17 protein-coding genes are annotated in these 24,479 nt (G+C 44.6%); 15 read left to right on the top strand and 2 right to left on the bottom strand.

Annotation, left to right across the window (positions count from 1 at the left end):
- Window positions 1-48 precede the first annotated feature (48 nt).
- Window positions 49-621 carry an RNA polymerase sigma factor gene (locus GVT53_RS04520; protein WP_166247627.1) on the bottom strand — a complete coding sequence of 191 codons (573 nt, stop codon included), beginning with the start codon at window positions 619-621 and terminating at the stop codon, window positions 49-51.
- A gap of 175 nt (window positions 622-796) precedes the next feature.
- Here GVT53_RS04520 and GVT53_RS04525 point away from each other — a divergent pair, with 175 nt between their 5' ends.
- The 5 genes from GVT53_RS04525 to GVT53_RS04545 all read left to right on the top strand — a co-directional run bounded on the left by GVT53_RS04525 (window position 797) and on the right by GVT53_RS04545 (window position 9,378).
- On the top strand, window positions 797-1,933 hold the full coding sequence (locus tag GVT53_RS04525) for a FecR family protein (RefSeq protein WP_166247628.1): 1,137 nt from the start codon (window positions 797-799) through the stop codon (window positions 1,931-1,933).
- Window positions 1,934-2,070: 137 nt separating this feature from the next.
- Window positions 2,071-5,580, top strand: a complete 3,510-nt coding sequence (locus tag GVT53_RS04530) for a SusC/RagA family TonB-linked outer membrane protein (RefSeq protein WP_166247629.1) — start codon at window positions 2,071-2,073, stop codon at window positions 5,578-5,580.
- 10 nt (window positions 5,581-5,590) lie between these two features.
- Window positions 5,591-6,955 (top strand): RagB/SusD family nutrient uptake outer membrane protein, encoded by a 1,365-nt coding sequence (locus GVT53_RS04535; protein ID WP_166247630.1) that lies wholly within the window; start codon window positions 5,591-5,593, stop codon window positions 6,953-6,955.
- 335 nt (window positions 6,956-7,290) lie between these two features.
- The gene (locus GVT53_RS04540) at window positions 7,291-8,307 is read left to right on the top strand and encodes a hypothetical protein (protein WP_166247631.1); all 1,017 of its coding nucleotides are present in this window, start codon (window positions 7,291-7,293) and stop codon (window positions 8,305-8,307) included.
- 117 nt (window positions 8,308-8,424) lie between these two features.
- On the top strand, window positions 8,425-9,378 hold the full coding sequence (locus GVT53_RS04545) for an alpha/beta hydrolase (protein WP_166247632.1): 954 nt from the start codon (window positions 8,425-8,427) through the stop codon (window positions 9,376-9,378).
- A 27-nt stretch (window positions 9,379-9,405) separates the two neighbouring features.
- On the opposite strand, the gene GVT53_RS04550 is transcribed toward GVT53_RS04545, so the two are convergent.
- Window positions 9,406-10,662, bottom strand: a complete 1,257-nt coding sequence (locus GVT53_RS04550) for a spinster family MFS transporter (protein ID WP_205791888.1) — start codon at window positions 10,660-10,662, stop codon at window positions 9,406-9,408.
- A gap of 179 nt (window positions 10,663-10,841) precedes the next feature.
- Here GVT53_RS04550 and fabG point away from each other — a divergent pair, with 179 nt between their 5' ends.
- The 10 genes from fabG to GVT53_RS04600 all read left to right on the top strand — a co-directional run bounded on the left by fabG (window position 10,842) and on the right by GVT53_RS04600 (window position 24,414).
- Entirely contained in the window at window positions 10,842-11,588 is a 747-nt protein-coding gene (gene fabG / locus GVT53_RS04555) for a 3-oxoacyl-ACP reductase FabG (RefSeq protein WP_240905143.1), read from the top strand.
- Window positions 11,589-11,996: 408 nt separating this feature from the next.
- Entirely contained in the window at window positions 11,997-12,611 is a 615-nt protein-coding gene (locus GVT53_RS04560) for a hypothetical protein (RefSeq protein ID WP_166247633.1), read from the top strand.
- Window positions 12,612-12,808: 197 nt separating this feature from the next.
- Entirely contained in the window at window positions 12,809-13,387 is a 579-nt protein-coding gene (locus tag GVT53_RS04565; RefSeq protein WP_166247634.1) for an RNA polymerase sigma factor, read from the top strand.
- 157 nt (window positions 13,388-13,544) lie between these two features.
- Window positions 13,545-14,678: a FecR family protein gene (locus GVT53_RS04570; RefSeq protein WP_166247635.1), complete on the top strand. Its 1,134-nt coding sequence runs from the start codon at window positions 13,545-13,547 to the stop codon at window positions 14,676-14,678.
- Between the two features lie 93 nt (window positions 14,679-14,771).
- Window positions 14,772-15,236, top strand: coding sequence for a hypothetical protein (locus GVT53_RS04575; RefSeq protein ID WP_166247636.1), 465 nt, complete (start codon window positions 14,772-14,774; stop codon window positions 15,234-15,236).
- Between the two features lie 33 nt (window positions 15,237-15,269).
- The gene (locus tag GVT53_RS04580) at window positions 15,270-18,164 is read left to right on the top strand and encodes a SusC/RagA family TonB-linked outer membrane protein (RefSeq protein ID WP_166247637.1); all 2,895 of its coding nucleotides are present in this window, start codon (window positions 15,270-15,272) and stop codon (window positions 18,162-18,164) included.
- 19 nt (window positions 18,165-18,183) lie between these two features.
- Window positions 18,184-19,656 carry a RagB/SusD family nutrient uptake outer membrane protein gene (locus tag GVT53_RS04585; RefSeq protein WP_166247638.1) on the top strand — a complete coding sequence of 491 codons (1,473 nt, stop codon included), beginning with the start codon at window positions 18,184-18,186 and terminating at the stop codon, window positions 19,654-19,656.
- A gap of 7 nt (window positions 19,657-19,663) precedes the next feature.
- Window positions 19,664-20,323 carry an MORN repeat-containing protein gene (locus GVT53_RS04590; RefSeq protein ID WP_205791890.1) on the top strand — a complete coding sequence of 220 codons (660 nt, stop codon included), beginning with the start codon at window positions 19,664-19,666 and terminating at the stop codon, window positions 20,321-20,323.
- Between the two features lie 6 nt (window positions 20,324-20,329).
- Complete coding sequence (locus GVT53_RS04595; protein WP_166247640.1) at window positions 20,330-21,460, top strand: TlpA disulfide reductase family protein; 1,131 nt, start codon at window positions 20,330-20,332, stop codon at window positions 21,458-21,460.
- A 146-nt stretch (window positions 21,461-21,606) separates the two neighbouring features.
- Entirely contained in the window at window positions 21,607-24,414 is a 2,808-nt protein-coding gene (locus tag GVT53_RS04600) for a M16 family metallopeptidase (protein WP_166247641.1), read from the top strand.
- The last annotated feature ends 65 nt before the right edge of the window (window positions 24,415-24,479 follow it).

Raw genomic sequence — 24,479 nt, forward strand, 5'->3', positions numbered from 1 at the left:
ATTTGTAAGCCAAATGTAATGGCAAAATCCCATGTTCGCAGGGAAGTACTATGCCTTGAACATTAATTTTCTAATCATGAACAAAATAAACCCGCTGTTTTTGAATCCTTCCCGAATCTTTTTAAATGCGGTGTTCATATGGCTTTCTACCGTTTTCTTGGAGATATTGAGTCGATCGGCGATTTCATGGTACCTTAGCCCATTTTTTTTGTTGAGCTCAAACACGGCTTTACAGGTAGGGGGCAAAGATGCAATGAGTTCATTAAGCCGATGGGCACGTTTGTTCATCAATTCATGGTCTTCGGGAATGGCGGCCCGGATGGACTCTTCCCTGAATTTCTCCAAGAGATCGCGCCTTCGCTTGTCCTTTCTGTATTGATCAATGAAACTGGTATAGGCTTTCCAATAGAGGTAACCCTTGACCGATTTACTGATGCTAAGTTCTTTCCGTTTGACCCAGAGTTCCATAAAGACATTTTGAACAATATCTTCGGCGACATCCAAATCATTGGAAAATGACCTGATGTAAATGACCATGGGTTTGTAATGTTTCTTGAAAAACCGATCATACGCTTGAAGATCGTTCTCCTTAATCCTTTTTATCAACTCGTGGTCTTCCATACAGCGGTTGGCGATAATACGAAATATACAGAAATAATCAGCCTATCCTGACTTTTGGGATATTTATATTGATTTTTGGTTAAATATTCAATGTTTATCTTTATTTTTTATCTGGAAACTAGAGGTTTTTAATTTCTCATGTCGTTACCTTAATATATGCATGACATTCCCAAAAATGGAAAAAAAGATCATTAAGTATTTAACAGATGAGATTGATCAGGCCGAATCTGAAGAAATTTTGAAATGGCTGGAGAAGCCTGGCAATGCCAAGAAATTCCAAGCTTTGGTCAAGGAGGACTTCGAATTCAATTATAGCCTAACTGCAATTGATGAGGAGGCTGCCTTGGAACAGGTAAAGCGCAAGCTTAGGGAAAACAAAAAGACCACCTTCCAAATGTACTGGCCCTATGCGGCAGTGGCAGCTTCAATATTGGTGCTGATTGCCATCAGTTTTGTGTTTTTTGATTCCAAAACCGATGGTATGGAGCCAACCGTGGTCAAGAACAACATACGGATAGGAACGGATAAGGCAACCCTGACTCTTGGCAATGGTATGCAAGTGGCGCTCGGAAATGGGGCGACCTATATTTCCGATAATGTAGCAAGTGATGGGGCAAGGATTGTTTATCGGCCACAAGTAGGAACGGGTTCCGAAATGGGATTTAATTATCTGACCATTCCCAGAGGGGGAAAATATCATTTGGTGCTGTCGGACCAAAGCGAAGTCTGGCTCAATTCTGAGACCAAGATCAAATATCCGGTGAACTTTATACCGGGCACGGAACGTAAAGTGGAACTGGTCTATGGTGAAGCTTATTTCAAAGTATCCAAGAGTGCAGGGAACCAAAGCAGTGCCTTTAAAGTATTGAACGCAGGGCAGGAAGTCGAGGTACTTGGAACAATATTCAATATTGAGGCTTACCGGAATGAAAATGAAATCAACACGACCCTTGTTGAAGGTACGATTGCTTTAGCGGTCCAGGAATCCAGGGAACTCCTTTCTCCCAAAGAACAGTTGCGTTATTTTAGGGATTCCGGGTCCTATGCCGTGCAGGAAGTCAATGTGGACAAAGAAATTGCCTGGATCAATGGAGAGTTTAGCTTTGATGACGATTCCTTGGAGGAAGTCATGAGGGTATTGTCCAGATGGTATGATGTGGAAATCAAAATTGCCTCGGATTCAAAGACCAAGCAACAACGGTTTAAGGGTAGGCTCAGCAGGAATCAAGCCATCGAAAAAATACTGACAAGCCTTAAAAAAACAAATAATGTTGATTATCAGATCAACGATCACCAAATATTTATTAATTGAATAGGGATGTGCAAATCTTTGCAAAAAAAGCGCTAAACCCCTTTCATTTAGCCATATGTATCGTTATTTTCTCTAATTTACAATAATTAGATTAGCTGTCCATAAGATTTTTTGAAGAGCGTATTTAACGATAAATTATGAGGCTGTCCTTTTTTTTATGGTGCATCTTTATGTTGGCTCTTGCACCGGGCAAAGTGTTCGCACAAGACCCGGTCATAAGTATCGAGTCCAACCGTTCCATGTCGGTGGATCAAGTATTCGACTTGATACAAGATCAGACAGGGTACGAATTTATCTATAATGTGAACATGTTTGAAAATTACCCTAAAATCGAGGTGCCCAGAGGTAGTATAAAAATTTCAGATTTATTGGATATGAGCTTGGCCAGGGGTGGATTTCTTTATGAATTTGACGGAAATTTGATTCTCTTGTATTCAAGGGACAATGGTTCTCCAAAGGGCGGGCAACGGACAATATCGGGTAAAGTAACCGATGAGGAAGGGCTCCCGTTGATAGGGGCTTCTGTGGTGGTCAAAGGAACTTCCAAAGGAACGGCCACGGATATTGATGGTACGTTTTCCCTTGATAGGGTGGATGGGGGGGATACCCTTGTCTTTACGTCCATTGGGTCTGTCGGTGATGAAGTTGAGGTAGATGGAAGGGACACCATAAATGTTGTGCTCCTAAAGGAAGTGGTCGAATTGGACGGGGTGGAACTGGTCAGTACGGGGTATCAAAAGATTGAACCGGAACAGAGCACCGGAAGTGTGGCCACCATTTCCACAAAGGCATACGAGAGCCAGATAACCACCAATTTTGCGGATGGTCTTGAAAACAGATTGCCAGGGCTTTTGATCAACAATGATGTCCAATTCACCAGTAATCTGGATGGCACGGAGACATCCAGAAACTTATTCAATATCCGTGGGGTTTCCACGATCTTGGGAAACTCGGATCCCCTTATCGTAATAGATGGTTACCCGACCACATTTACACTCGATATGCTCGACCCGAATGATATCAAATCGGTAACGGTGCTCAAGGATGCCGCAGCCGCTTCCATTTATGGGGTACGTGCATCCAATGGGGTCATTGTTGTTGAACGGAAAAAGGCGAGTGTGGGTGAGCCGAGGTTTACCTTTCGGACTACCTTGGGTTTTACCCCCAAAACCAATTACGATCGGTACCGCTGGGCAGATGATGCCTCGGCCATAAGCACGGCGTACCTGCGAAATAGGTATACGCCCAGTGGTACGGCAAGCGTCTATGAGGGGCTTGGGACAATTTCGCTCCGGTTTTCTTATCCGACGCCATTGTATATTTTGGCAGAACTAGGTGCCAATGTGATAACCCCTGCCCAAGCTGAAGAACGTTTTGATGCACTTTCCAACTACAATAACCTGCACGATTATGAAAGACTATTTCTAAGGACGGCGGTAACACAGTCCTATATGCTCGGTGTATCGGGAGGAAGCACCAAGGTGCGCTATAATTTTTCGGCCAATTATACCCAAAATCGGTTGGAGCAGATCAATAATGGGAATAATCGGATATTACTTTCGGGGCGCAGTACCTTCCAGTTAACCGATCGTTTAACATTGGACCTGAACTTGGATTTTCAGGTAAGGAACGTTGACACTGCCCCAATTCCATCGGTTGATGCAATATATCCACATGAACCTTTTCAGGATAGCAATGGAAACCCAACAGCGGTAACCAATGGGTCGGGGGTCAATCCTTACTACAACGAGGTACTTCAGAACAATGGCCTATTGGACCATCGGTACTATCCCCTGGTGGACGCCCATCATATTAAAAATGAGGCCAACACAGTCAACAATAGGATAATGGCCCATTTGAATTACAATATGGGGAATGCATTCAGTCTTTCCGTGGGAGGCATCTATGAGACCTCCCGCACCAATGAGAGGTATTATGCGGACGGAGAATCATCGCAGGCCCGTCAATTGACCAATCGTTTTGCTTCCCTGGATGAGAATGGTGAATTGATCTTTAACATTCCAATAGGAGGATACTTGAAAGAAACCAATACAACGACTTCCAACTATACCTTGAGGGCGCAACTCAATTATGATGGGCATGTCGGGGAGGACCATTCCATAAATGCCATCTTGGGCGGGGAAATCAGGAACGAACTCGAAAGGGGGGGTACCGCCTCTTATTTTGGATATGACGATGAAACCCTTTTGCAACAACCGGGAAATTATCAGCTTATAAGCACGGGATCTCTTTTTTTTAGCCCTTTTTTTTATGGGGTGAACGCTTTCCCTTATGACTCATATTTCGGACAAAGGTTTGTGGATGACCGTTATGTGTCCCTATATTCAAATGTCGTTTACACCTTTAAGGACAGGTATTCGCTTAGCGGGAGTGCTCGCATTGATCGATCTAACCTCTTCGGCACGGACATCGCGTATTTGAATAATCCCTTATGGTCCGTCGGTGCCGCTTGGGTGGCCAGCAAGGAACCCTTTTTGGACGATATGGAATGGTTGGATCTATTAAAATTGAGGGTTGCCTACGGACTGAATGGCAATCTTGCGAAAAACTCAATTCCCCGGGTCACCGCTGAACGCTATTTGAACAATTTGACGAATCCGGCTTCAGTGGCACTGACCAGGGCATCCTATGTCAACAGTTCCCTACGATGGGAGGAGACCAAGAATATAAATATAGGATTGGACTATGGGATACTGGAGAACATCCGTGGTACCGTGGATTGGTACACCAAAAAAAGTACCGATCTATTGGCCAATGCCCAAATTGACCCAACCTTGGGAGAAAGTCCCGCCCTGCTCAATCAAGCGATCGTGACCAACAAGGGATTGGAAATTGGTTTACACGCCAATTGGATCGGCAGCCCTAAGTTCAATTGGAACACGGACGTTATCTTCTCCAAAAACACCAGTAAGGTGGATGAGGTGTTCGCCGAGTTGGATTATAGCCCTTTGTTTTACAATAATGCCGGTTTTATAGAGGGGTATCCCATTGGTGCCATGTTCGCATACAACTGGGCCGGTTTGGACGATCAGGGGTATCCTCAAGTGACCAATGGGGATCAAGTGTACTCTACTGCATTGCCTCCCGAGGAATTGTTTGATATTATGCAGGGGGATACTAACTCAGGGGTATCCAAGTATGTGGGATCGTCAATTCCTACCCGAAGTATAGGACTCCATAATAGGGTGGATATTGGCAATTTGTATTTCTTTGCCATGATTAATTATTATGGCGGCTTTAAGGTGTTTGTGCCAGGAGCAAGACCTTCTTCCTATCGACCCTTAAAAGGCGCGGGGAATTACTGGAGAGAACCGGGAGATGAGGAGGATACCAATGTGCCCAACCTTGACTCCTATTCCAATACTTATGCTATGCTGGCCTATAACTATTCCGATAGCCATGTGGTGGACGGAGACTATATTACAATTGGCAACCTCACGGCATCGTATGCATTTCGCAATGGGTTTTTTAAAAAACTGGGGTTCGATCTTTTTGAAGTCAAGGCGCAAGTTTCCAATGTATGGACCGTTGGATTGAACAGGTATAACTATAGCAGTGCAACGGGGAGCTACGCAAAACCCTATGTTACCCCTACATATTCCTTTGGCCTATTCACGAATTTCTAAACAACTTTCAATGGAACCCAGATATTTCACCGCCCGTATATGTTTCGTATTGCTCATGGCATTCTGCTCATGTGGGGATTACCTTGATGTGGAACCAAAAGGGTATGTATTATTGAACACAACAAGGGATTACCATAACTGGTTAAATGATGTCGCATTGATGGAAGGCCCCTCTGAATTGAACCAATTAAACGATTTTATCGATAACCCGTCCATAGCGATGCCCCCTACCCAGATATACGACCTGGTATATATCTGGGCGAATCAATATGCTATTGATATACCGGCAAAAGCAGTTATTTGGGAAGACCATTATAACCGCATAAACGGCTTCAATACCGTCATTAATGGAGTCGATGGGGCGACCGGCAGCCCAGCAGAAAAGAACATGTTGAAAGCTGAGGCGCTTTTGGGAAGGGCTTTGGAGTATTTTTACCTAATGAACGAGTATGCCCCGATGTATGATGCCGAAAGCGCCAGAAACGATTTAGCCGTCCCATTTGTGGAATCCAATGATATTTCTGACCCCGTTCCCCAGCGGTCATCCGTTCAAGAGATTTTTGATCATATTATCGCTGATATTGAGGCCGCATTGCCCGACTTGCCTTCGGATAACAGTACAAATAGGTATCGTGGTTCTGTGGCTTCCGCCCATAGTGTCTTGGCCAGATTGTATTTCTATGCTGGTTTTTATACCGAGGCCCAAGAAAACGCTCGGCTTGCCATTGACGAGGGAAATGCCGCCATGATCGATTATAATGGTCCATTTCCTGATTTGCCCTTGTTCATTATGAGACCTGATGCCATTTATGCCAGATTCACGGAAAGTGCCGGTTTTATATGCTCATTGGACTATGTAAACAAGTTCGATCCGAATGACTTGAGATTCAGTCTACTTTTCGTGAACCAAGACAATGGAACTTATACGGAACGTGGGGCAACCCAATATTACCCAGCTATCATGGTTCCAACCTTGGCCCTCATCAATCTGGGCACATCCGTTCAGGAGATGAAATTGATCATTGCCGAAGCAGCCGCTCGAAACAATGATCTGGACGAAGCATTAAAACAGCTCAATGAAATACGTATCAATCGCTTTGCTCCCGAAAACTATGAGCCTTTGCAATCGACCGATCAAGATACGGTCCTTGAATGGGCCCTGAGGGAAAGGGAATTGGAACTCCCCTTTCAGGGAATGCGATGGTTTGATATGCGAAGGTTGGATAAGGAAAACCGTATGGAGACCGTTTATCGTTACGATGCCGAGGGCAATGTGATTGCTACCTTGCCCAAAAACAGCCCAAAATACACCCTGCAAATCCCGATACAAGTAATGCAATACCATCCGGACTGGACACAGAACCCTTGGGAATGATTTCTCCCGGTCAGTGAGGTGCACCTTGTTGAGGGTTCCTACATTTTTCTTAGGTTTTTTTAGAAATCATTGCTACCATACTTTTTTATAACATCCCTATTTTTTTAAAATTTCTTATGTGCTTTATGGTCAGTAATATATGACCAAAAACCGTTTAATGGTGACTTTTTGTGGAAATGCCCGCCGAGGAAATCAACCCAATTTCAAAACAACCAATTTGGATTTTTCCCATCCAATGGGCGCAAATGTTCGCGATTTATCAACCCTGGACGAAAAGTTTGGTCCTATACACTGGGTTGGGCAGTAGTCGCCTATAGCGCAAAAGAGTTTTGATTATGTGCAGATATTTTTTTTTGACAATGATTTGTTTGACGGTCAATCCAAGGTGGGTCTTTGGCCAAGAGAAATCAAAGGAACGTTATGGCCCTGATTCTTTATTGGCGAAGACCGAAAAGCGTATCAAAGAAAAGTTTCCCGGTACACGACTATTGAATTTTGAATATGGACAAAGCTTGGACAGGCAATTTGAATCCGAATTGTTTGGGGAGCATTTTCAGGAGGGTGAGGTCAGGTTCCAACAAAATTTTCAGGCCACGGCCAATCTTCCTTTCTATGCCTCACAACGTTGGTATCTCATGGGATCATTCAACTATCGGTACACGGCATTCGAATTGGATAACATGGTCGTTGAGGGGGTGGAGGATGCCGATCAAAATGGCGGTATCAAATTTCATTATTTTTCAACTACGCTCAGGTCGATGTTTTATGGTTGTCTTTTTAATAGGCCGGTCATCTATAATGCAAATCTGCTCATCGATGGGAATGAAAATGGATTGGAACGGATGAAAGGTATGCTGGGACTATCGTTTGTACTCAAACAAACCAAGCGCGTCACCATGACTTTAGGGGCAGTTGTATTTGTTGATCCCACCTCCCAAATTCCTTTTTTTCCCGCCTTTTCCTATAATTATCACTTTAGGAATCCAGCATGGGAGCTTGATTTTATTTTGCCCCAACGTTTATTGTTGCGAAGGTATATTGGTGAAAATGACCGTTTATCCGTGGGGAGTACTTTTGGCTCGACTGGATTTTATGTCAACATGGATCACCCTGATTATGCCAATGTTTATGAATATGGCCAATTGGAAATAAGGTCGGGCATAACCTATGAACACCGTTTCAATGATTACCTGATCAGTACCTTTAAGGCGGGTGTTCTGCATTTTATCGGCAATCGTTTGACCGAAAAGGGAGAGCCTACAGGGGATTTTATATATAAGAATGAGCAAAGGCCCACTGGATTTTTTCAAATAGGAATCTCCATTGATCCATTTTTGGCAAACAAGGATTAGGGATAAACCTTTTTACTTGAATAAAACTGACTATATTAGGGAAAGGGAAGTTGTGTGTTCATATGGCTTTAAACAAGCAAAACCTTCCTTGTGATCCATAGGTAAAATACATGTAAAATGATAGTAAAAAAGATTTTGAAATGGGTATTGATCGTCATTCTGGCTTTGGTATTGACTGTGGTTGCCATTACCTTGCTTACACCGGTTCCCAAAAATCCGGACCTGGACCTTGCACTTTTACGACAGGAAGTGGAACAGCCCTATCACTTGCTTGAAACCAGTGACGGCGAAACGCTATTTGTCCGAAGGTGGGACCCAGTGGACAGTTTGACCAAAAAAGGTGTTGCCGTACTCATTTTACATGGGATTACAGCGCATAGCAAGGCCTATGATTTTATGGCCAAACCTATATCCAATGCAGGTTACACCACATTTGGATTGGATTATCGAGGACATGGTCTCTCCGGAGGCCCCCGGGGGGATAGCCCCGGTAAGGAGCGGTCCAAGGCCGACTACCTTGAAACCGTGCAGTTTATTAAAGAACTGGGGTATTCTAAAATCATTGTGATTGGGCATAGTTTTGGGGTTGCTTCTGCCATCTTCTTGGCCAAACTTGCACCTGATCAATTGGATGGACTGGTACTGCTTTCGGGAGCATATGAGGGTAAGTTGCCACCAAGGGAGTTCAATTGGTTCGAAAAACTTACCATAATTACGAATTCTGTTATTCGACCCAGTACGGCCGTCATCGCTTATGAGCGTGATGGAATGGAAAAACGGGAAGATCCTCTTTTTAACTATGTGTATACATTACGCTTTGCCACCATGTTGGATGATCAGAGCGAACTGGTTTTTCAGGATGAGCCTCCGATGCCGGTATTGGTAGGTGTTGGAGATCGGGATGAATTGTTCACTGTGGATGCCGTTCGGGAACTGTACAATGGTATACCCGGTGATAACAAGGAATTTTGGGTCATCGAGAATGCCCTACATGCCACTTTTCCACCTTCCTGCTGGAATGAGCTCGTGGATTGGTTGGATCGTCAGCATTTTGATAGTGCCCCCATGTAGTTGGAACTGGATATGTATTATATGGTCTTAATTTTTTAGGGCGCGTGAAGCCTTAAGATAGAAAAAGGCAGCCAAAAGATGGGCAATAAGACAAGTGCTCAAGGCCCAACGCAAGGATTCATCTCCCATGGAAGGGTGCCATAAATCGCTGAGCACCCCCGTTATCAGAGGGCCACATCCAAGTCCAATGATGTTGATGATAAAAAAAAGGACGGCAGAGGCAAAGGCCCGCATCCGTACGCCAACAATGCTATGGGTCATGGCAATACATGGAGCCAGATACATGGAAATGGAGAACACGGGAAGGGCAAAAGAAACTAGTGCAAGCCATGACTGATTACTGAACAAGGTAAGCGCTGTAAAAGGTATAGCGGACAAAATGCCGATGGCGGGAAGAATCATATACCACTTTTCATTGTTTCTCCCCAGTCTATCGGACAGATACCCTCCAAAAAAATAACCAAGACCACCGCCAATTCCAAAAAGCAGGGACAGCCAGGTGCCTATCTCACCACTTCCCATATGATGAATCCTGTTCAAGAAAGGGGGAAGCCAAGAATTGAGCGTGTACAAGGTATACGTGGATAAGCTGGCCCCTAGGGCAAGGTATCTAAAGGCAGTACTGTTCCAAAGCATTTTGACGACCGTCCCAATGTCAGGACTATCCTCCTTGATTTCCTTGTTATCAGAAAGTCCCCTTGGTGGTTCTTTGACAGTAAATCGTAGCAACAGCGCAAGCAAAATTCCAGGTAACCCTATGGCCAAAAATGCAGTTCGCCAACCAAAATATTCATTGATCCAGCCACCGCCCAGAAAGCCAACAAGAATCCCTATGGATATTCCCATTGAATAAATGGCCATGGCCGTACCTCTTTTTTCACGTGGATATAAGTCTGAAATAATGGAATGTGCTGGGGGGCTGCACCCCGCTTCACCAATACCCACACCGAAGCGGGCCAGAAGCAGGTGCACAAAGTTGCTTGCCCGACCGGATAGCGCGGTCATGGCACTCCATATCAAAAGGGACAGCGCAATGATGTTCCTACGGTTTCCCTTGTCCGCAAGTCGTGCTATGGGCAAACCGAAGGATACATAGAACAAAGCGAAGGAGAATCCGGACATCAATCCCAATTGGGTGTCGGAAAGTGATAGTTCTTCTTTTATGGATTCTTGAAGGATAACCAAGATTTGACGGTCGATGAAACTGAATACATACACAGCAGTTAGTACAAACAGGGTATAAGCCCGGTATTTTGGGGTGAAAATCGAATCGTCTGTTTTCAAAACCGTATGGGTATGTCGAGTTGCTTTATTGATTGCATTTAGGAAGCGTGTCCGTAAGGTTTTCTCTGCGAACGTAATCCTTCTCCCTAGGACCGTTACTAAAGATAGTCATTTGCCTTAAAAATCAAGGTTATTTTTAAACTAGATGAATTGAAAGGGTTATTTTTAAAAAAATAAAAATGATGGAAAAAAGGTTAAAAGATAAAGTGGCTTTGGTGACCGGTGGTGCACGAGGTATAGGAAAAGCCATTTCCGAACTCTTTGCTGCCCATGGTGCCATAGTGGTTATTTTGGATGTTCTGGAAGAGGGTAAAGTGATTGCTGAGGATATCCGGTCCCATGGGGGTAGAGCCGAATATTACTTGCTTTCCGTTACGGACAAAAATGCAGTGAACCAATTATGTGAAAGGGTCTTTGCCGCATATGGACGTATTGACATCCTTATTAATAACGCAGGGATCACACGGGACCGAACTTTGGAAAAGATGACCCAAGAAGAATGGGAAATGGTCATGGACGTCAATCTAAAAGGGGTCTTTAATTGTACGCAAGCCGTAGTCCCCTATATGAAAGAAAATAAATGGGGCAGGATCGTGAGTGCGGCATCCAATGTTGGGCTACGAGGCAATTTTGGACAGACCAATTATGCGGCCACCAAAGCCGGTATCATCGCCATGTCGAAGACCTGGACCTTGGAATTGGGCAAGTATGGAATCACGGCAAATGCCGTGGCGCCGGGCCTGACAATGACCGAAATGGTAGAGAAGATTCCAGAAAAGCAGCTGGATGCCATTATCGAAAGCATTCCGTTAAAGACCGTTGCCCAACCCATGGATATTGCCTACGGATACCTATACTTGGCTTCCGATGAAGCACGGTATGTTTCTGGAATTTGCCTAACGATTGATGGCGGGATTTCCAGATAGGGAGGTCAATGCATCACATGTGGCGGATGAAAGTGAGTAGTTGTCAATCAAATGCACAAGTTCAATTTGTTCCACTGCTGAAGTTAACTTTTATTTTTAAGTTTTTTCGATGGCATCATGCCTCGGTTCTATGGAGAGTTTGGATACTATGATGCTTGACCAGTGATATACTATGCCTCTTTTTTAAACTTTTTTCAATTATTTATCATCCATAACAATGGTACGATGAGATTCAATCCAAAAAAGTTGGAATGAGTACCCTGTTAAATATTTGATAAAGCACCCAACCCATAATTTTTTCTGAATCTATAGAGGAAAGGGCTATTTTTCAATTTATATGGTCATTGGTTGATTATGGCCATAAGCATTGATTTAAATGCCCCCCACTTTAAGAAAAAATACATTGCTATGAGATTAAATATGAGTGAAACAGTTCCATTGAAGTTGCTATTTCTGATGCTCTTTGTGAGTTGCAACCCCTCCAATACACCAGAAAAAAAGTTTAACGGTGCGGATACGCTCGCAGAATTGGATGACCTACTGCTTCAATTAAACCAAATAGACACTTCTAACAGTAAAAAATTGGATGAAATTGTTACGCTCAATGAAAAAATGCGAGGACTTATTGAAAATATACGCTCTCCCAAACAGTTCGACGAGCTCTTAAAGGCATACAATGAGGACTTACAAATAACTTTCACCTTTTCCAAAGACAAAAACATAGGGGTTTTCTCCTGGCGGACCAAAATGGGCTTTTTGGGAAACAATATCAAAAATATAGCGCTATATAAATTCAACAACAAAGTAATTGCCTCTTCCTTGTACGGCGAATCTTTGATTTACCATGAAATTGAATCCCGGATAAAAAACAACAAAACTGTTTACCTACTTAGGGGAACCTTATATCAAGAAAAAAAACCGAGACCTTTAACGATAAATGGGTACGCAATTACAAATGGCATTTTGGAAGAGTCCCGGATTCCATTACCGGAAAATGCTTATGTTAACAATACAGTACAATAGGTGTTCGACATTTTTTAATGATCATCCCACCCCGAATTAGCTTAATTAAGTAACATCAAAACACTGTTGATCTTATGGTTTTCCGCTTTTGGTGGTATCAACTATCGGGCGTTTCCAATATGATCCATTACTATAAAGTTTTGCTTCTAAGGGTTGTCAATACAAATTACCGTTGATTTGAAATTGTTTTATTAGGTTTGTTTTCCATATACCATACGTATTTGGATAAGGGCACACCCATTACTGATATCAGGGACAAAGCTACCTATAAAAAAGTCTTTAATCTATTTTATAGGGAGTTGGTGGTTTATGCGCACAATTTTCTCTATAATCTCCAAGCCAGTGAGGACCTGGTCCAAGACGTCTTTATCCAACTCTGGGAAAATTCCCATGAATTGAATATACATACTTCCATAAAGTCGTATTTATATGCTTCTGTACGAAATAAATGCTATAATCGATTAAGGGACATAAAGATCGAGGATGACCTTAATTTGATCGATTTGAACGCCAACCTGACCTCCGATTATGAAATGGAAGGTCACGAACCCCAAGAAAAGCAAAAAGTCTACCAGCAGGTGATGGATGTGGTGGAAGAATTTCCCGATAATATGAAGCGAATATTCCAGTTGAAATTCTTTGAAGATTACAAGTATGCTGATATAGCCGAGGAAATGGGGATTTCCATCAACTCGGTCAAAACACAGCTCAAAAGGGCAAAGGCCAAGATAAACGAAGCAATTGCGTTTATTGTTTTTTTGCTGACCTATTTTTAGGAAAACCCGCACTTCACAGCAGAAAAAATCATTTTTTAATAAAAGCTTCAAATTATTTCCAAATTTTTGTCACCCATTTAAGATAAAATGTGCCATATCAACAAAGGGTTAAGTTTACGTTAACCTGAAGTCAACCATTTAGTAGCAAGATTTAGAAATGGAATTCAAACTCATCATAAAAAAGTTGAACGGTACATTGACCCCTGAGGAGGCAACGGTCTTTGATCAATGGTTCAATGAGTCACCAAAACATGCGGCCTATTTTGAAAAGGTGAAGGTCATGCACGACAAGGATGTAGGAACGATCAAACAGGACAAGGCTTGGCGTACTATTGAAAGAAAACTGGAAAGAAAGACTAAGTACCGCATATGGAGGTATGCCGCTGCTGCCGTTTTTGCAGGGATTGTGGTTTCAACGTTTTTGTTCAGGAAAGACGTGCAAGCTCCCTTGCATCCCGAATCGCAAACTGAAGTGGTACGGTCTGAACTGAAAATAGGAACGGACAAAGCCATTTTGACACTGACCGATGGTACCGAAATAGCCTTGGAGAAGGGAAGTTCCCAGACGTTGGGGAATGCTACTTCCAATGGTCAGGAAATCGTATACCAACCAACGTATTCAGAGGAAACGGTCCCTCCCGAATTCAATTATTTGACCGTTCCCCGGGGAGGGCAGTTTTCAGTGGCCCTATCCGATGGTACCCAGGTTTGGTTGAACTCGGAATCACAGTTGAAATATCCCGTTGCCTTTGCCAAAGGGGGGACACGGGTAGTGGAGCTGCTCTATGGGGAAGCCTATTTTGAGGTATCTCCCAGTACGGAAAACGACGGTGCACCATTCAAGGTTGCCACAGAAACCCAAGAGGTTACGGTGTTGGGCACCCAGTTCAACATTAAGGCCTATGGCGATGAGGAAACCATACAGACAACCTTGGTGGAAGGCAAGGTGCAGGTCAATGTTGGCAAGGAAAGTAGCATGTTGAGGCCCAAGCAGCAATCCATTGTGCTTCCTGGCTCCAATAAAATCGAGGTCAAGGAAGTGGATGTCTATTCCGCTACCTCATGGAAAAAGGGGATTTTCAGTTTTAACGATATGCCCCTTGGGGAAATCATGAAAGTTCTGGCAAGATGGTACGATATCGATGTGGTCTTTGGCGACCCTGCCCTAAAAAACAGCTCTTTTACCGGGGTGTTGCGAAAAAACCAACATATCGAAGTGATACTGGAATCCATTAAAACAACCACCAATATGAAGTATGAAATAAATAAGAAAACCGTGATTTTTAAATAACCAAGAAAAAGGGAACCGAGGGTCGAATATCTCACCAAACAGCCCTCATTGTTCCCCTACATTAATTAAATGAATAACTAACACTACAAATTTATGGAAATTAATTTGAGCAGGGTCGCTTTCCCAACATGGAAGCGCATGCTAGACGCAATTATGAAGACCTTTTTATTTTTATTTTGTTCTTCAGTTTTCAGCCTTACTTCGGGAACCATTTTTTCACAGAACGCAACGATAAAGATTACTTCGGATGCGACAATGACCATTGATGAGGTATTTGAGGTCATCAAACAACAGACCGATTACAACTTTATCTATAAATCCGATTTATTCGAAGGATATCCAAAAGTCAGTGTCAAAAAGGGATTGATAAAGGCTGAAAAACTCTTGAAACACAGTCTTTCTTCGGGAAATTTCATCATTAAGATGTCAGATGACAACACCATTGTTATTAGTGAGAACTGGGTTTCAAGTCCACAGGAAGACGTTCTCGTAACAGGACAGGTCAAGGATGTCAATGGCATCCCCCTGCCCGGTATGACCGTTTATATATCTAGTTAAAAACCGATTGGGGAAAGACTTGACAGGCAAAGTTTGGTAGAGGCGACCGCAACGGATATGGACGGGAAATTTTCCTTGAAAGCTAAGCCCGGCCACTATCTGGTGGCGACTGGGATAGGCTACATCATGTACTCCGAACAAATCACTGGTAATAAGAATGTGTACGCCATTGAATTAAAAGAAAATGTCAGTACCCTTGAAGAAGTTGTTGTTGTGGGATACGGTTCCACCAAGCGTAAAGACCTGACGGGATCAGTGGCCACCATGAAAGCCAAGGAGATCGTACAGATAAATTCCCAGACCATCGATCAGGCTCTTATTGGAAAAATGTCCGGGGTTCACGTCTCCGCACAGTCCGGGGCACCGGGCAGTGGTGCCATAGTCCATGTAAGGGGACTTAGCCAGTTGGTCGGGGACAACCAACCTTTATATGTTGTGGACGGGGTGCCCATTATCATAAATCCCCGAGTTGCGGGCAGTACGGCCCTCAGCGACAACCGTCAAAACCCATTGTTGTCCATTAATCCTGCGGATATCGAGCGGGTGGATGTGCTAAAGGATGCCTCCTCTGCGGCCATTTATGGTTCCAGGGCGGCCAATGGGGTGGTACTCATCACCACTAAAAGAGGCAATAGAAACCAGGCCCCAAGATTTAATTTCTCTTACAGCGCCACCATGCAGAACCCTACCCGAACCTATGACGTATTGAATGCACGGGAATTCAGGGAGTATCTTATTGAGCAAGGAAGGGAAGACGAAATCGTTTTTGGCAATGGTGATACAGATTGGCAGGAAGAAGTGACCAATAACAATGCGCTCTGGCGCCAATATAGTGTCGGAATTTCTGGCGGTAGTGATAAAATCAACTACTTGATGTCCGGGCATGTGAGCGATCAAGAGGGCATCATGTTGGGCAACAAGTTGAATCGATATACCTTTTCATCAAGTCTGGACGCTGACCTAACGGATAGGTTACGTGTAGGCGGCCATATTAGTTACAATTATACCGATAATAAACAATCTGCATTGAGCAACTTGGGACAAGGTGCATTTTATCGCCCGGACCTACCGGTGTTCAATGCCGATGGGGGCTACTCTTTCCAAGACTTTTCAGGCTTACAGCGTTTGAATCCACTTGGGGATGAGGCCAAAGTAAGAAGCAAGGCCGTGGCCAAAAACGTATTGGGGACGGTCTACGGGGAATATCAGCTCTTTACCGGTCTTCGGTTCAGGTCCCAATTGAGCATCAACCTGAACAATGACCGGAGTGATGTATTTCATCCTTCCTATACCAGACGGGGCTTGGAAAATGGAGCTTTGTTGTTTGTCCAGCACTCGGAAGGGTTGAGCACCTCATGGTCGAACACCTTAAACTTCAACACGACAATTGCGAATGACCATACCATTGATGCGCTTGCCGGGGTCTCTTGGGACCATTCCCGATTAAATTTGGATGCCCAGAGCTATTTGGGATTTCCGGATGATGAGATCCTAACGGACATCAATTCGGCACAAACGGTCTTGGATGTGTCCAGCCAAGCCACCCAAACGGCCTTGAACTCGCTATTCGGGAGGGTCAACTACAATTTTAAGGATAGGTACCTGGCCACTTTTACAGGGAGGTATGATGGGTCGATCAAGTTTGGGCCCAACAGCAGGCACGGCTTTTTTCCATCGGCCGCACTGGCTTGGAACGTACACAATGAAAACTTCCTGAGCAACAGTGAACTGTTGAGCCAGTTGAAGCTTAGGGCAAGTTTGGGCCGAACAGGCTCGGATAATTTGCCCGCTTTTTCATATTTGGTGAATTATTTGTCCTTGAACGGTACGGATTCCTATTACGATGGCGTCAATGGGATCGCTGTGGACGGTGTACCCAATCTGGACATCAGATGGGAGGAGACCGATCAATTGGATCTTGGTTTGGAACTTGGCATGTTCAATGGGCGCATGAATGCCCAAGTGGTGTATTTTGAAAAGAAGACCAGTGGTATTATCCTTTTTGTGCCCGTGCCATCCCAAACGGGCTATTCCAGTTGGAATGCCAATATTGCCGATGTGTCCAATAAAGGTTGGGAAATCGAACTGGGGGGGGACATCATCCGGGCAAAGGACTTTAGGTGGAATTCATCCTTCAACATTTCCTTTATCGAGAACAATGTGGATGCCCTGAACAATGGGGCCACCACCAACTTTGGCAGCACCGGTATTTTAGAAGGTGAACCCATTGGAGTCATCACGGGTTATGATGTGGTGTCCATTGCACAGACACAGGAAGAAATAGACGCCTTGAACAGCGAGGCTCCCAGCGGTACTTACTACAGTGGATTGGTGCAGCCTGGGGATTATATCTTCAGGGATGTCAATGGTGACAATGAGATCACCCCGGAGGACATTACCCCATTAGGGGATATCAATCCAAAGTACTACGGGGGCTGGAACAATTCCTTGAGCTACAAGAACTTTGATTTTTCCTTCAATTTCAATTTTGTACAGGGCAACAAGAGAAATTGGTACAGGGGTGCCACGGAGTTTTCGTCCATAAGCACCACATCCAATGTCACAACACAGATTTACAACACTTGGACGCCCGATAATACAGATGCGGAATATGCCCGCCTGGAATCGGCCACTCATGGCAATACGACCACGACAAGTAAAAATGTCAAGGCCGGCGACTATATAAGGTTGAGATCAGCTTCATTGTCCTATAACTTTCCAAAAGAGTGGTTGGCTAACACGGGCATCGATAACCTGCGATTGAGCCTGTCCGGGAACAACCTGTTCACCATCAGCGACTATCCGGGCATTGACCCAGAAAGTGTTGAAACGCAACAAGGAGGAGCCACAGTGCAATTGGCCCGTGATACCGGGGCCTCCTATCCACAGGCAAGGACCATTACCATAGGATTCAACCTAAGTTTATAATCCATTAAAAACCCGAAAGATGAAAACATTCAAATATATATTTATTCTTATAGTGGGACTTCTGTCCTCCTGTCAATTGGCCGAAGATCTGGATGATTATGAGCCGCTCAATGCCCTGGACGCGAACAAGGCCATTGTGGATGAGTCCACGGCAGAGTTGGCCCTGGCTGGGGTCTATGCAGGATTCCACCAACAAAGTGGGGGAGGCGGCATTCCGGAAATCTATACCATTCCCTCGCTGATGAGCGGGACATTGGTCAACTCCTTCCTGATCAATACCGATGAGGTACAGGGATATGTCAACAATAATCCACTGGCGGTCAATACCAGTCAAGGGTTGGGGGCCTATACCCGGATGTACGATGTGATCAATCGTGCCAATTGGTTGATCGAGAAAGCGAGCGAACTCACCGATGACAAGTTTCCCACTCCTGGCAGGAGACAGGAAATCCTTGCGGAGACACGGATGTTGCGAGCGACCGCAAATTTCTACTTGTTGCGTCTTTGGGGACAGTTCTATGATATGGACTCCAAATATGGCATCAGTATCAGGACCGAACCTTCCCGATCTGGGGAGGCGCTCCCTAGAAGTACGGTGCGTGAAACATATGAGGTGATTATGGAGGATCTGGATTATGCCATAGCCAATGCCCCCGACATTAGAACAAAGAGTTATACCAATCGCGCGTATGCCATGGGGCTTAAGGCAAAGGTGTTATTGTATCAGGGAAATTATGACGAGGCTGCCACTTTGGCCAGGGACGTCATGGATGCCTCGCCAGGAGAATTTGCATTGGCCGATACCTATGGTGAAATTTTCTTGAACCATGCCACCCCGGAGCTTTTTGATAGCAGCGAGATTGTATTCGGTACCAAAGGAGATCCTGTAGCAGGTGTGGGCATTGGTAACGTTATCGGAACCATTTATATCGTATCGCCTCAATATATAGCTTCAGAGGTCGGAACGACGGAAGTAGGAGGTCAGACCATCGTTCATGATGGGGGGCGGATATCCGGAACGATCATGGAAGGCTTTTTTGGGTTTGATAGTTTAAAGTCCAACTTCAATTTTGAACCGGCCAATAACAGGTATGAAATGATCTATCATCTGCGCATGGCCGAAGTATATCTTATTTATGCGGAAGCGGAAGCTCGTGCCCAAAATGCAGTAACACCGGATGCACTCAACGCCCTTAACGAAATTAGGGCAAGGGCGGGAGCCACTACTACAGGAGGAGATGGCTTTGAAACCTATCCGGCAACCATCAGCTTGCCCCAGTTTTTGGAAGCAGTTCGCATTGAAAAACGAATGGAACTAGGGGTTGAAATAGGTGAAGACTGGTTTGATATGGTACGGTACCACTTCGTGGACGGCTTTGATGTGTCCACGGTAAAGCCATCGGCCACCGACCCGGACAAATATATCCTGCCCATAGATTATATCACCATTGAAGCAGGCAAGAATGTGGTGGAACAAAATCCTAATTATTAAATATAATATGATGAACAAGATAGTAATGCTATTGTGCTTTATGACCTTGACCGTTATGAACGGGCAAGAGTGTAAAGTACTGATGAAATCCATTAGCGGTTCCTACGAGGGGGATTGTAAAAGAGGTAAGGCCGACGGCGAAGGAATCGCAAAAGGAGAGGATACCTATAGCGGTGAATTTAGAAAAGGATTGCCCCATGGTAAGGGTACCTATACCTGGAAGGATGGAAAGGTCTATGAAGGACAGTTTGACAAAGGGGAAAAAGAAGGGGAAGGGACCTTGACCATTGCCCCGGATAGTGTAGTGACCGGATTCTGGAAAAAGGATGCCTATATTGGCCGGTTTGAAAAACCCTATCGGAAAATCGATAAGTCCGCTAATGTTTCCGGCTATACCATAAACAAAGTGCAGGATGACATCAACAATTTAAGGTTTTATGTAAGGGTGAACCAGGAACAGCAGGATTACCCTGGCTTCAGTTTTGTAGTCCATTCCGGGAGATATCAGACCCAGATCAACAACAATGACTTTGTGGAGCTTACCAATGTCACCTTTCCGATAAAGTTGAAAGCGAACTATGGTAGGGATTTTATCGAGATTGAAATTTTTCAACCCGGTCTTTGGGAGATAAGGACCGACATCACCCATATCAAGGGATTAAACTAAAAACATATGAAGACAATACTATATATTGCTGTAATATTGCTGGCCCTATCGGGTACTGCACAGGAAGATAATTTTAAGATCAAAGGGAACTTTTCCAATATCAAAGAGGCCGATTCCATTTTTATATGCAACGTGGTCCGTAAGGATCTGGTCCCTTTTGCCCGAGCTGCCGTGACGGATGGGAAGTTCACCATTACCGGACGTGTTCCCCATGAGCATCGCTATTATACCATGGTCACCACCCCGGAGAAGGATACCCTTTATGGGCAGCTGTTCGTTGAAAAAAGATCCGTGGAATATTCCGGGCAATTTACCAGATACCCCATATTCGACGTAAAGGGAAGTAAATATGCACATAAAATATATGCCTCCCATAAGGATACGGCCTATCTGAACCTGCGTGAAAAGGTCATGGACATGGAAGCAAGGGAGACCAGCGATGAAGAAAAATTGGTCCTACAGGAATTGCAGCGGAAGTTGGGCGGTTATATGTACAACATAGATAAAGACTGGTTCGATGAATCACACTCCACCTATCAGCTCTATACCTTATATGAGTTGGATCCCAAGACCGACTTTGATGCCTTTGAGACAAAAGTCAAATACTTTCAGGAGCGTTTTCCCGATCATCCAGAGACCATGGGAATTGGGTTTGCCTATGACTATTATAAAGAGGAGAAGGAAAAAAAGGAAGCAGGTACGTCCCGGAAGTCCCGTGTGGGTACAGCCTTTGTTGATGTCGCCTCCGTTGATGTCGAGGGGAACACCCATCGTTTGTCCGATATCTTGAAGGAGAACAAATTGGTGCTGGTGGATTTCTGGGCATCCTGGTGCGGCCCATGCCGTGCAGAGTTCCCTCATTTGCGCATGGCCTATGAGGATTACAAGGAGAAAGGGTTTGAAATCTATGCCGTTTCCTTGGATGATAGCCAAAAGAAATGGCTGACCGCCTTGGATGAGGAAAAGACAAGCTGGATCAATACCGTCGATCTGGAGGCTTGGAAGTCCAAAACTGTCAAGGACTATGAAATATCGGGAATTCCCTATAACATTTTGGTCAATGCAGAAGGTGAGATATTGGGAGAATCCGTTAGGGGAAAGGAACTGGAGGAATTTTTAAACGAATATTTCAACTAAGGCAAAAGGTCCCCCTTTCATCCTATTGATTACAAGCCAATCCTCCCACTTTTCTGGTTCAAATGGACATTGTTCTGGTCACTGTCCTTTGGGCAGACAGGATAGGGTGTGGTCAATAACTACATAAACTTTAAGAAAACATCTTCATGAGACATACCATCACATATCTTTTATTTTTTGGGCTTTCGCTCATCGGGTACACTCAGGACCTGGACCTGGGCGCACCGCTCCCGACCGATCCAGAGATCAAGAAGGGTATATTACCCAACGGATTGACCTATTACATCAAAAGTACCGATGTTACCAAAGGGGTGGCCAGCTATTATATCATCCAGAACGTGGGGTCCATTTTGGAAAACGATGATCAACAAGGCCTGGCGCACTTTTTGGAACATATGGCCTTTAACGGGACCAAGAATTTTGAGGGCAAGGGCATATTGAACACCATGCAACAACACGGGCTGCTCTTTGGACGGGACATTAATGCCTATACGTCCTTTGATGAGACCGTGTATAACATCAACAACGTCCCGACAACTCCGGAACTCATCGATACCGGCCTGTTGGTTTTGCACGATTGGTCCAATGCCCTCTTGTTGACCGATCAGGAGATCGATGCCGAGCGGGGGGTCATCACCGAAGAATGGAGGACCCGCCAAAGTGGAGGGATGCGTATCCTTACTAAATCCCTTCCTTCGGTCTTCAACCACACCAAATATGCGGATCGCATGCCCATAGGGACCATGGAGGTGGTCCAAAATTTTGAATACAAGGCCCTGCGTGACTTTTACCATGATTGGTACCGAACGGACCTGCAGGCCATTGCCATAGTCGGGGATGTGGACGTGGATACGATAGAGGCAAAAATAAAGAAAATGTTCTCCACTATTGAACAGGTGAAAGACCCCAAAGAGCGATTTCTTGTGGAGATACCACAAAACCAGGAATTGTTGTTTACCATGGCCATGGACGATGAAGTGACGACCTCCAGTATATCCTTGGGCATTGTACATCCCTACTCATTGGAGGGTAAAACCGTGGGCGATCTAAAGAAAACGGTATTGGACAACATGGCAATGAACATGCTGTCCAAAAGGGTGAGTGAACTATCCAGAAAACCCGATGCCCCATTTTTAGGGGCCCATATCAACTATGGCGATCACTCCAGGACCACAAAATCCTTCAATGTTTCCATCACGCCAAAACCTGACCAACAACAGGAAGCGTTCAAGGCAGTGCTGTCGGAAGTGGTTAGGGCGGTGAAATATGGTTTTACCACGGCGGAAATCAAACGGACAATCGATGAGGTGAAGAACGATTATGAAAACCAGATCATAAAAAAGGACGATAGGTCACACGGTCAGATTGTTTCCATCATCCAGAACAACTACCTGAACCATGCGGCCATGACCGATATGGAACAGGAGTATGAACTGGTGAAGGTCATGCTTGATAACCTTGACCCCCAAGAACTGCACGATGCCATTAGAAATCTGTATGGTACCAATAACAGGTTTTTATTGGTCACTGGGGTGAAGGGAAGGAACAATTTGACCAAAGCGGAAGCGGTGGCCCTTATGGATGCTGTGGAAAGTGATGACAGTCTAATGCCCTATACCGATGCTTTTTTGGGCAAGACCTTGGTGACAGGGCTTGCCATTGAACCAGGAAGCATCGTATCGGAAGAAGCGGATAGTCTGGGAGCCACCACATTTACCTTGGGCAACGGGGTGAAGGTGCATTATAAATTTGCCGATAAGAACAAGAACGATGTACGCCTGAATGCCATCAGTTATGGGGGAAAGTCCCTGCTCTCCAACGATGACCTGCCCTCTGCCGATATGTTGGGCCATGTAATCAATGCCTCAGGTCTGGGGAACTATTCCCCAAGCGACCTGCCAAAGGTACTGGCAGGAAAAACCGCTGGAACAAGCATTCATTTGGATGGTTTGATAGAAGGTATCTCAGGACATTCCGCAACTAAGGATGTGGAGACCCTGATGCAGATGGTTCATCTGCGGTTTGTTGCTCCCCGCTTCGATATGGACGGATTTAAGGTGGTCCTGGAGAATGCGAGAAACTATAGGATAAGCCGAAGTGAGAACCTTGGTGAAAAAATGGCGGATAGTACCACCATAGCCCTTTATGGAAAGAATCATCCCAAACGACGGTTGTTCGATGAGAAGTACATCAACGATGCGTCTTTCGAAAGGATGAAGGCCATCTATAGGGACCGATTTGGTAATGCCGCTGATTTTGAGTTTTTCGTGGTCGGCGATGTGCACAAAGATTCCCTCAAACCCCTATTGGAAACCTATATTGCCAGCATTCCCACAAAGGCTACAAGGGAACAATGGAAGAATAATTCGGATATGTGGATCAAGGATAACATTGAAAAAGAGATCTACCTAAAAATGGAGGATCCCAAAAGCTCGGTACGGATAGCCTACAAGAACGATATGGAATACAGCTTGAAAAATGCCATGTTGGCCAGGACCCTGGGCGATATCTTGACCTTGCGGTACATCGAGACACTCCGTGAAGAGGAAGGGGGGACCTACGGGGCAAGGGCCCACGGCAATCTCTCCAAACGTCCGGTGCAGGAGGCTTCTATCGCTGTTAACTTTGATTGCAATCCCGAAAAGGTGGAATCCCTGACCAAGATCGCCCAACATGAAATTACTAAAATTGCCAAGGGGGACATCCAACAACTTGACCTTGACAAGACCCTGACCAGTTATCTAAAGGAACGAAAACAGCACAAGGACTACAATAGTTTTGATATGGATCTGCTGAAGATCTTTTACAGGGAAGGGTATGATATGGACGACCCGAAGAATTTTGAGGACATCATACAGTCAATCACCCCAAAGGATCTCCAAGCGTTCACCCAAGAATTGTTGAAAGAGGCCAAGTCCTATTCCATTGTGTTCAAACCTAAAAACCATAATTAAAATAGGATTCTGGAAATTTTTGTTTTCAAGTTTTTGGATTAGCTCCCTATTTCTTAACCCAAGGG

Source organism: Flagellimonas oceani (genome assembly GCF_011068285.1).
Lineage (GTDB): Bacteria > Bacteroidota > Bacteroidia > Flavobacteriales > Flavobacteriaceae > Flagellimonas > Flagellimonas oceani.

Coding starts and splice junctions, on each gene's coding strand:
- GVT53_RS04525 (WP_166247628.1), top strand. CDS start 797: ATGGAAAAAAAGATCATTAAGTATTTAACAGATGAGATTGATCAGGCC.
- GVT53_RS04585 (WP_166247638.1), top strand. CDS start 18,184: ATGAAAACATTCAAATATATATTTATTCTTATAGTGGGACTTCTGTCC.
- GVT53_RS04560 (WP_166247633.1), top strand. CDS start 11,997: ATGAGATTAAATATGAGTGAAACAGTTCCATTGAAGTTGCTATTTCTG.
- GVT53_RS04535 (WP_166247630.1), top strand. CDS start 5,591: ATGGAACCCAGATATTTCACCGCCCGTATATGTTTCGTATTGCTCATG.
- GVT53_RS04545 (WP_166247632.1), top strand. CDS start 8,425: ATGATAGTAAAAAAGATTTTGAAATGGGTATTGATCGTCATTCTGGCT.
- GVT53_RS04540 (WP_166247631.1), top strand. CDS start 7,291: ATGTGCAGATATTTTTTTTTGACAATGATTTGTTTGACGGTCAATCCA.
- GVT53_RS04530 (WP_166247629.1), top strand. CDS start 2,071: ATGAGGCTGTCCTTTTTTTTATGGTGCATCTTTATGTTGGCTCTTGCA.
- fabG (WP_240905143.1), top strand. CDS start 10,842: ATGATGGAAAAAAGGTTAAAAGATAAAGTGGCTTTGGTGACCGGTGGT.
- GVT53_RS04575 (WP_166247636.1), top strand. CDS start 14,772: ATGGAAATTAATTTGAGCAGGGTCGCTTTCCCAACATGGAAGCGCATG.
- GVT53_RS04600 (WP_166247641.1), top strand. CDS start 21,607: ATGAGACATACCATCACATATCTTTTATTTTTTGGGCTTTCGCTCATC.
- GVT53_RS04520 (WP_166247627.1), bottom strand. CDS start 621: ATGGAAGACCACGAGTTGATAAAAAGGATTAAGGAGAACGATCTTCAA.
- GVT53_RS04590 (WP_205791890.1), top strand. CDS start 19,664: ATGATGAACAAGATAGTAATGCTATTGTGCTTTATGACCTTGACCGTT.
- GVT53_RS04595 (WP_166247640.1), top strand. CDS start 20,330: ATGAAGACAATACTATATATTGCTGTAATATTGCTGGCCCTATCGGGT.
- GVT53_RS04570 (WP_166247635.1), top strand. CDS start 13,545: ATGGAATTCAAACTCATCATAAAAAAGTTGAACGGTACATTGACCCCT.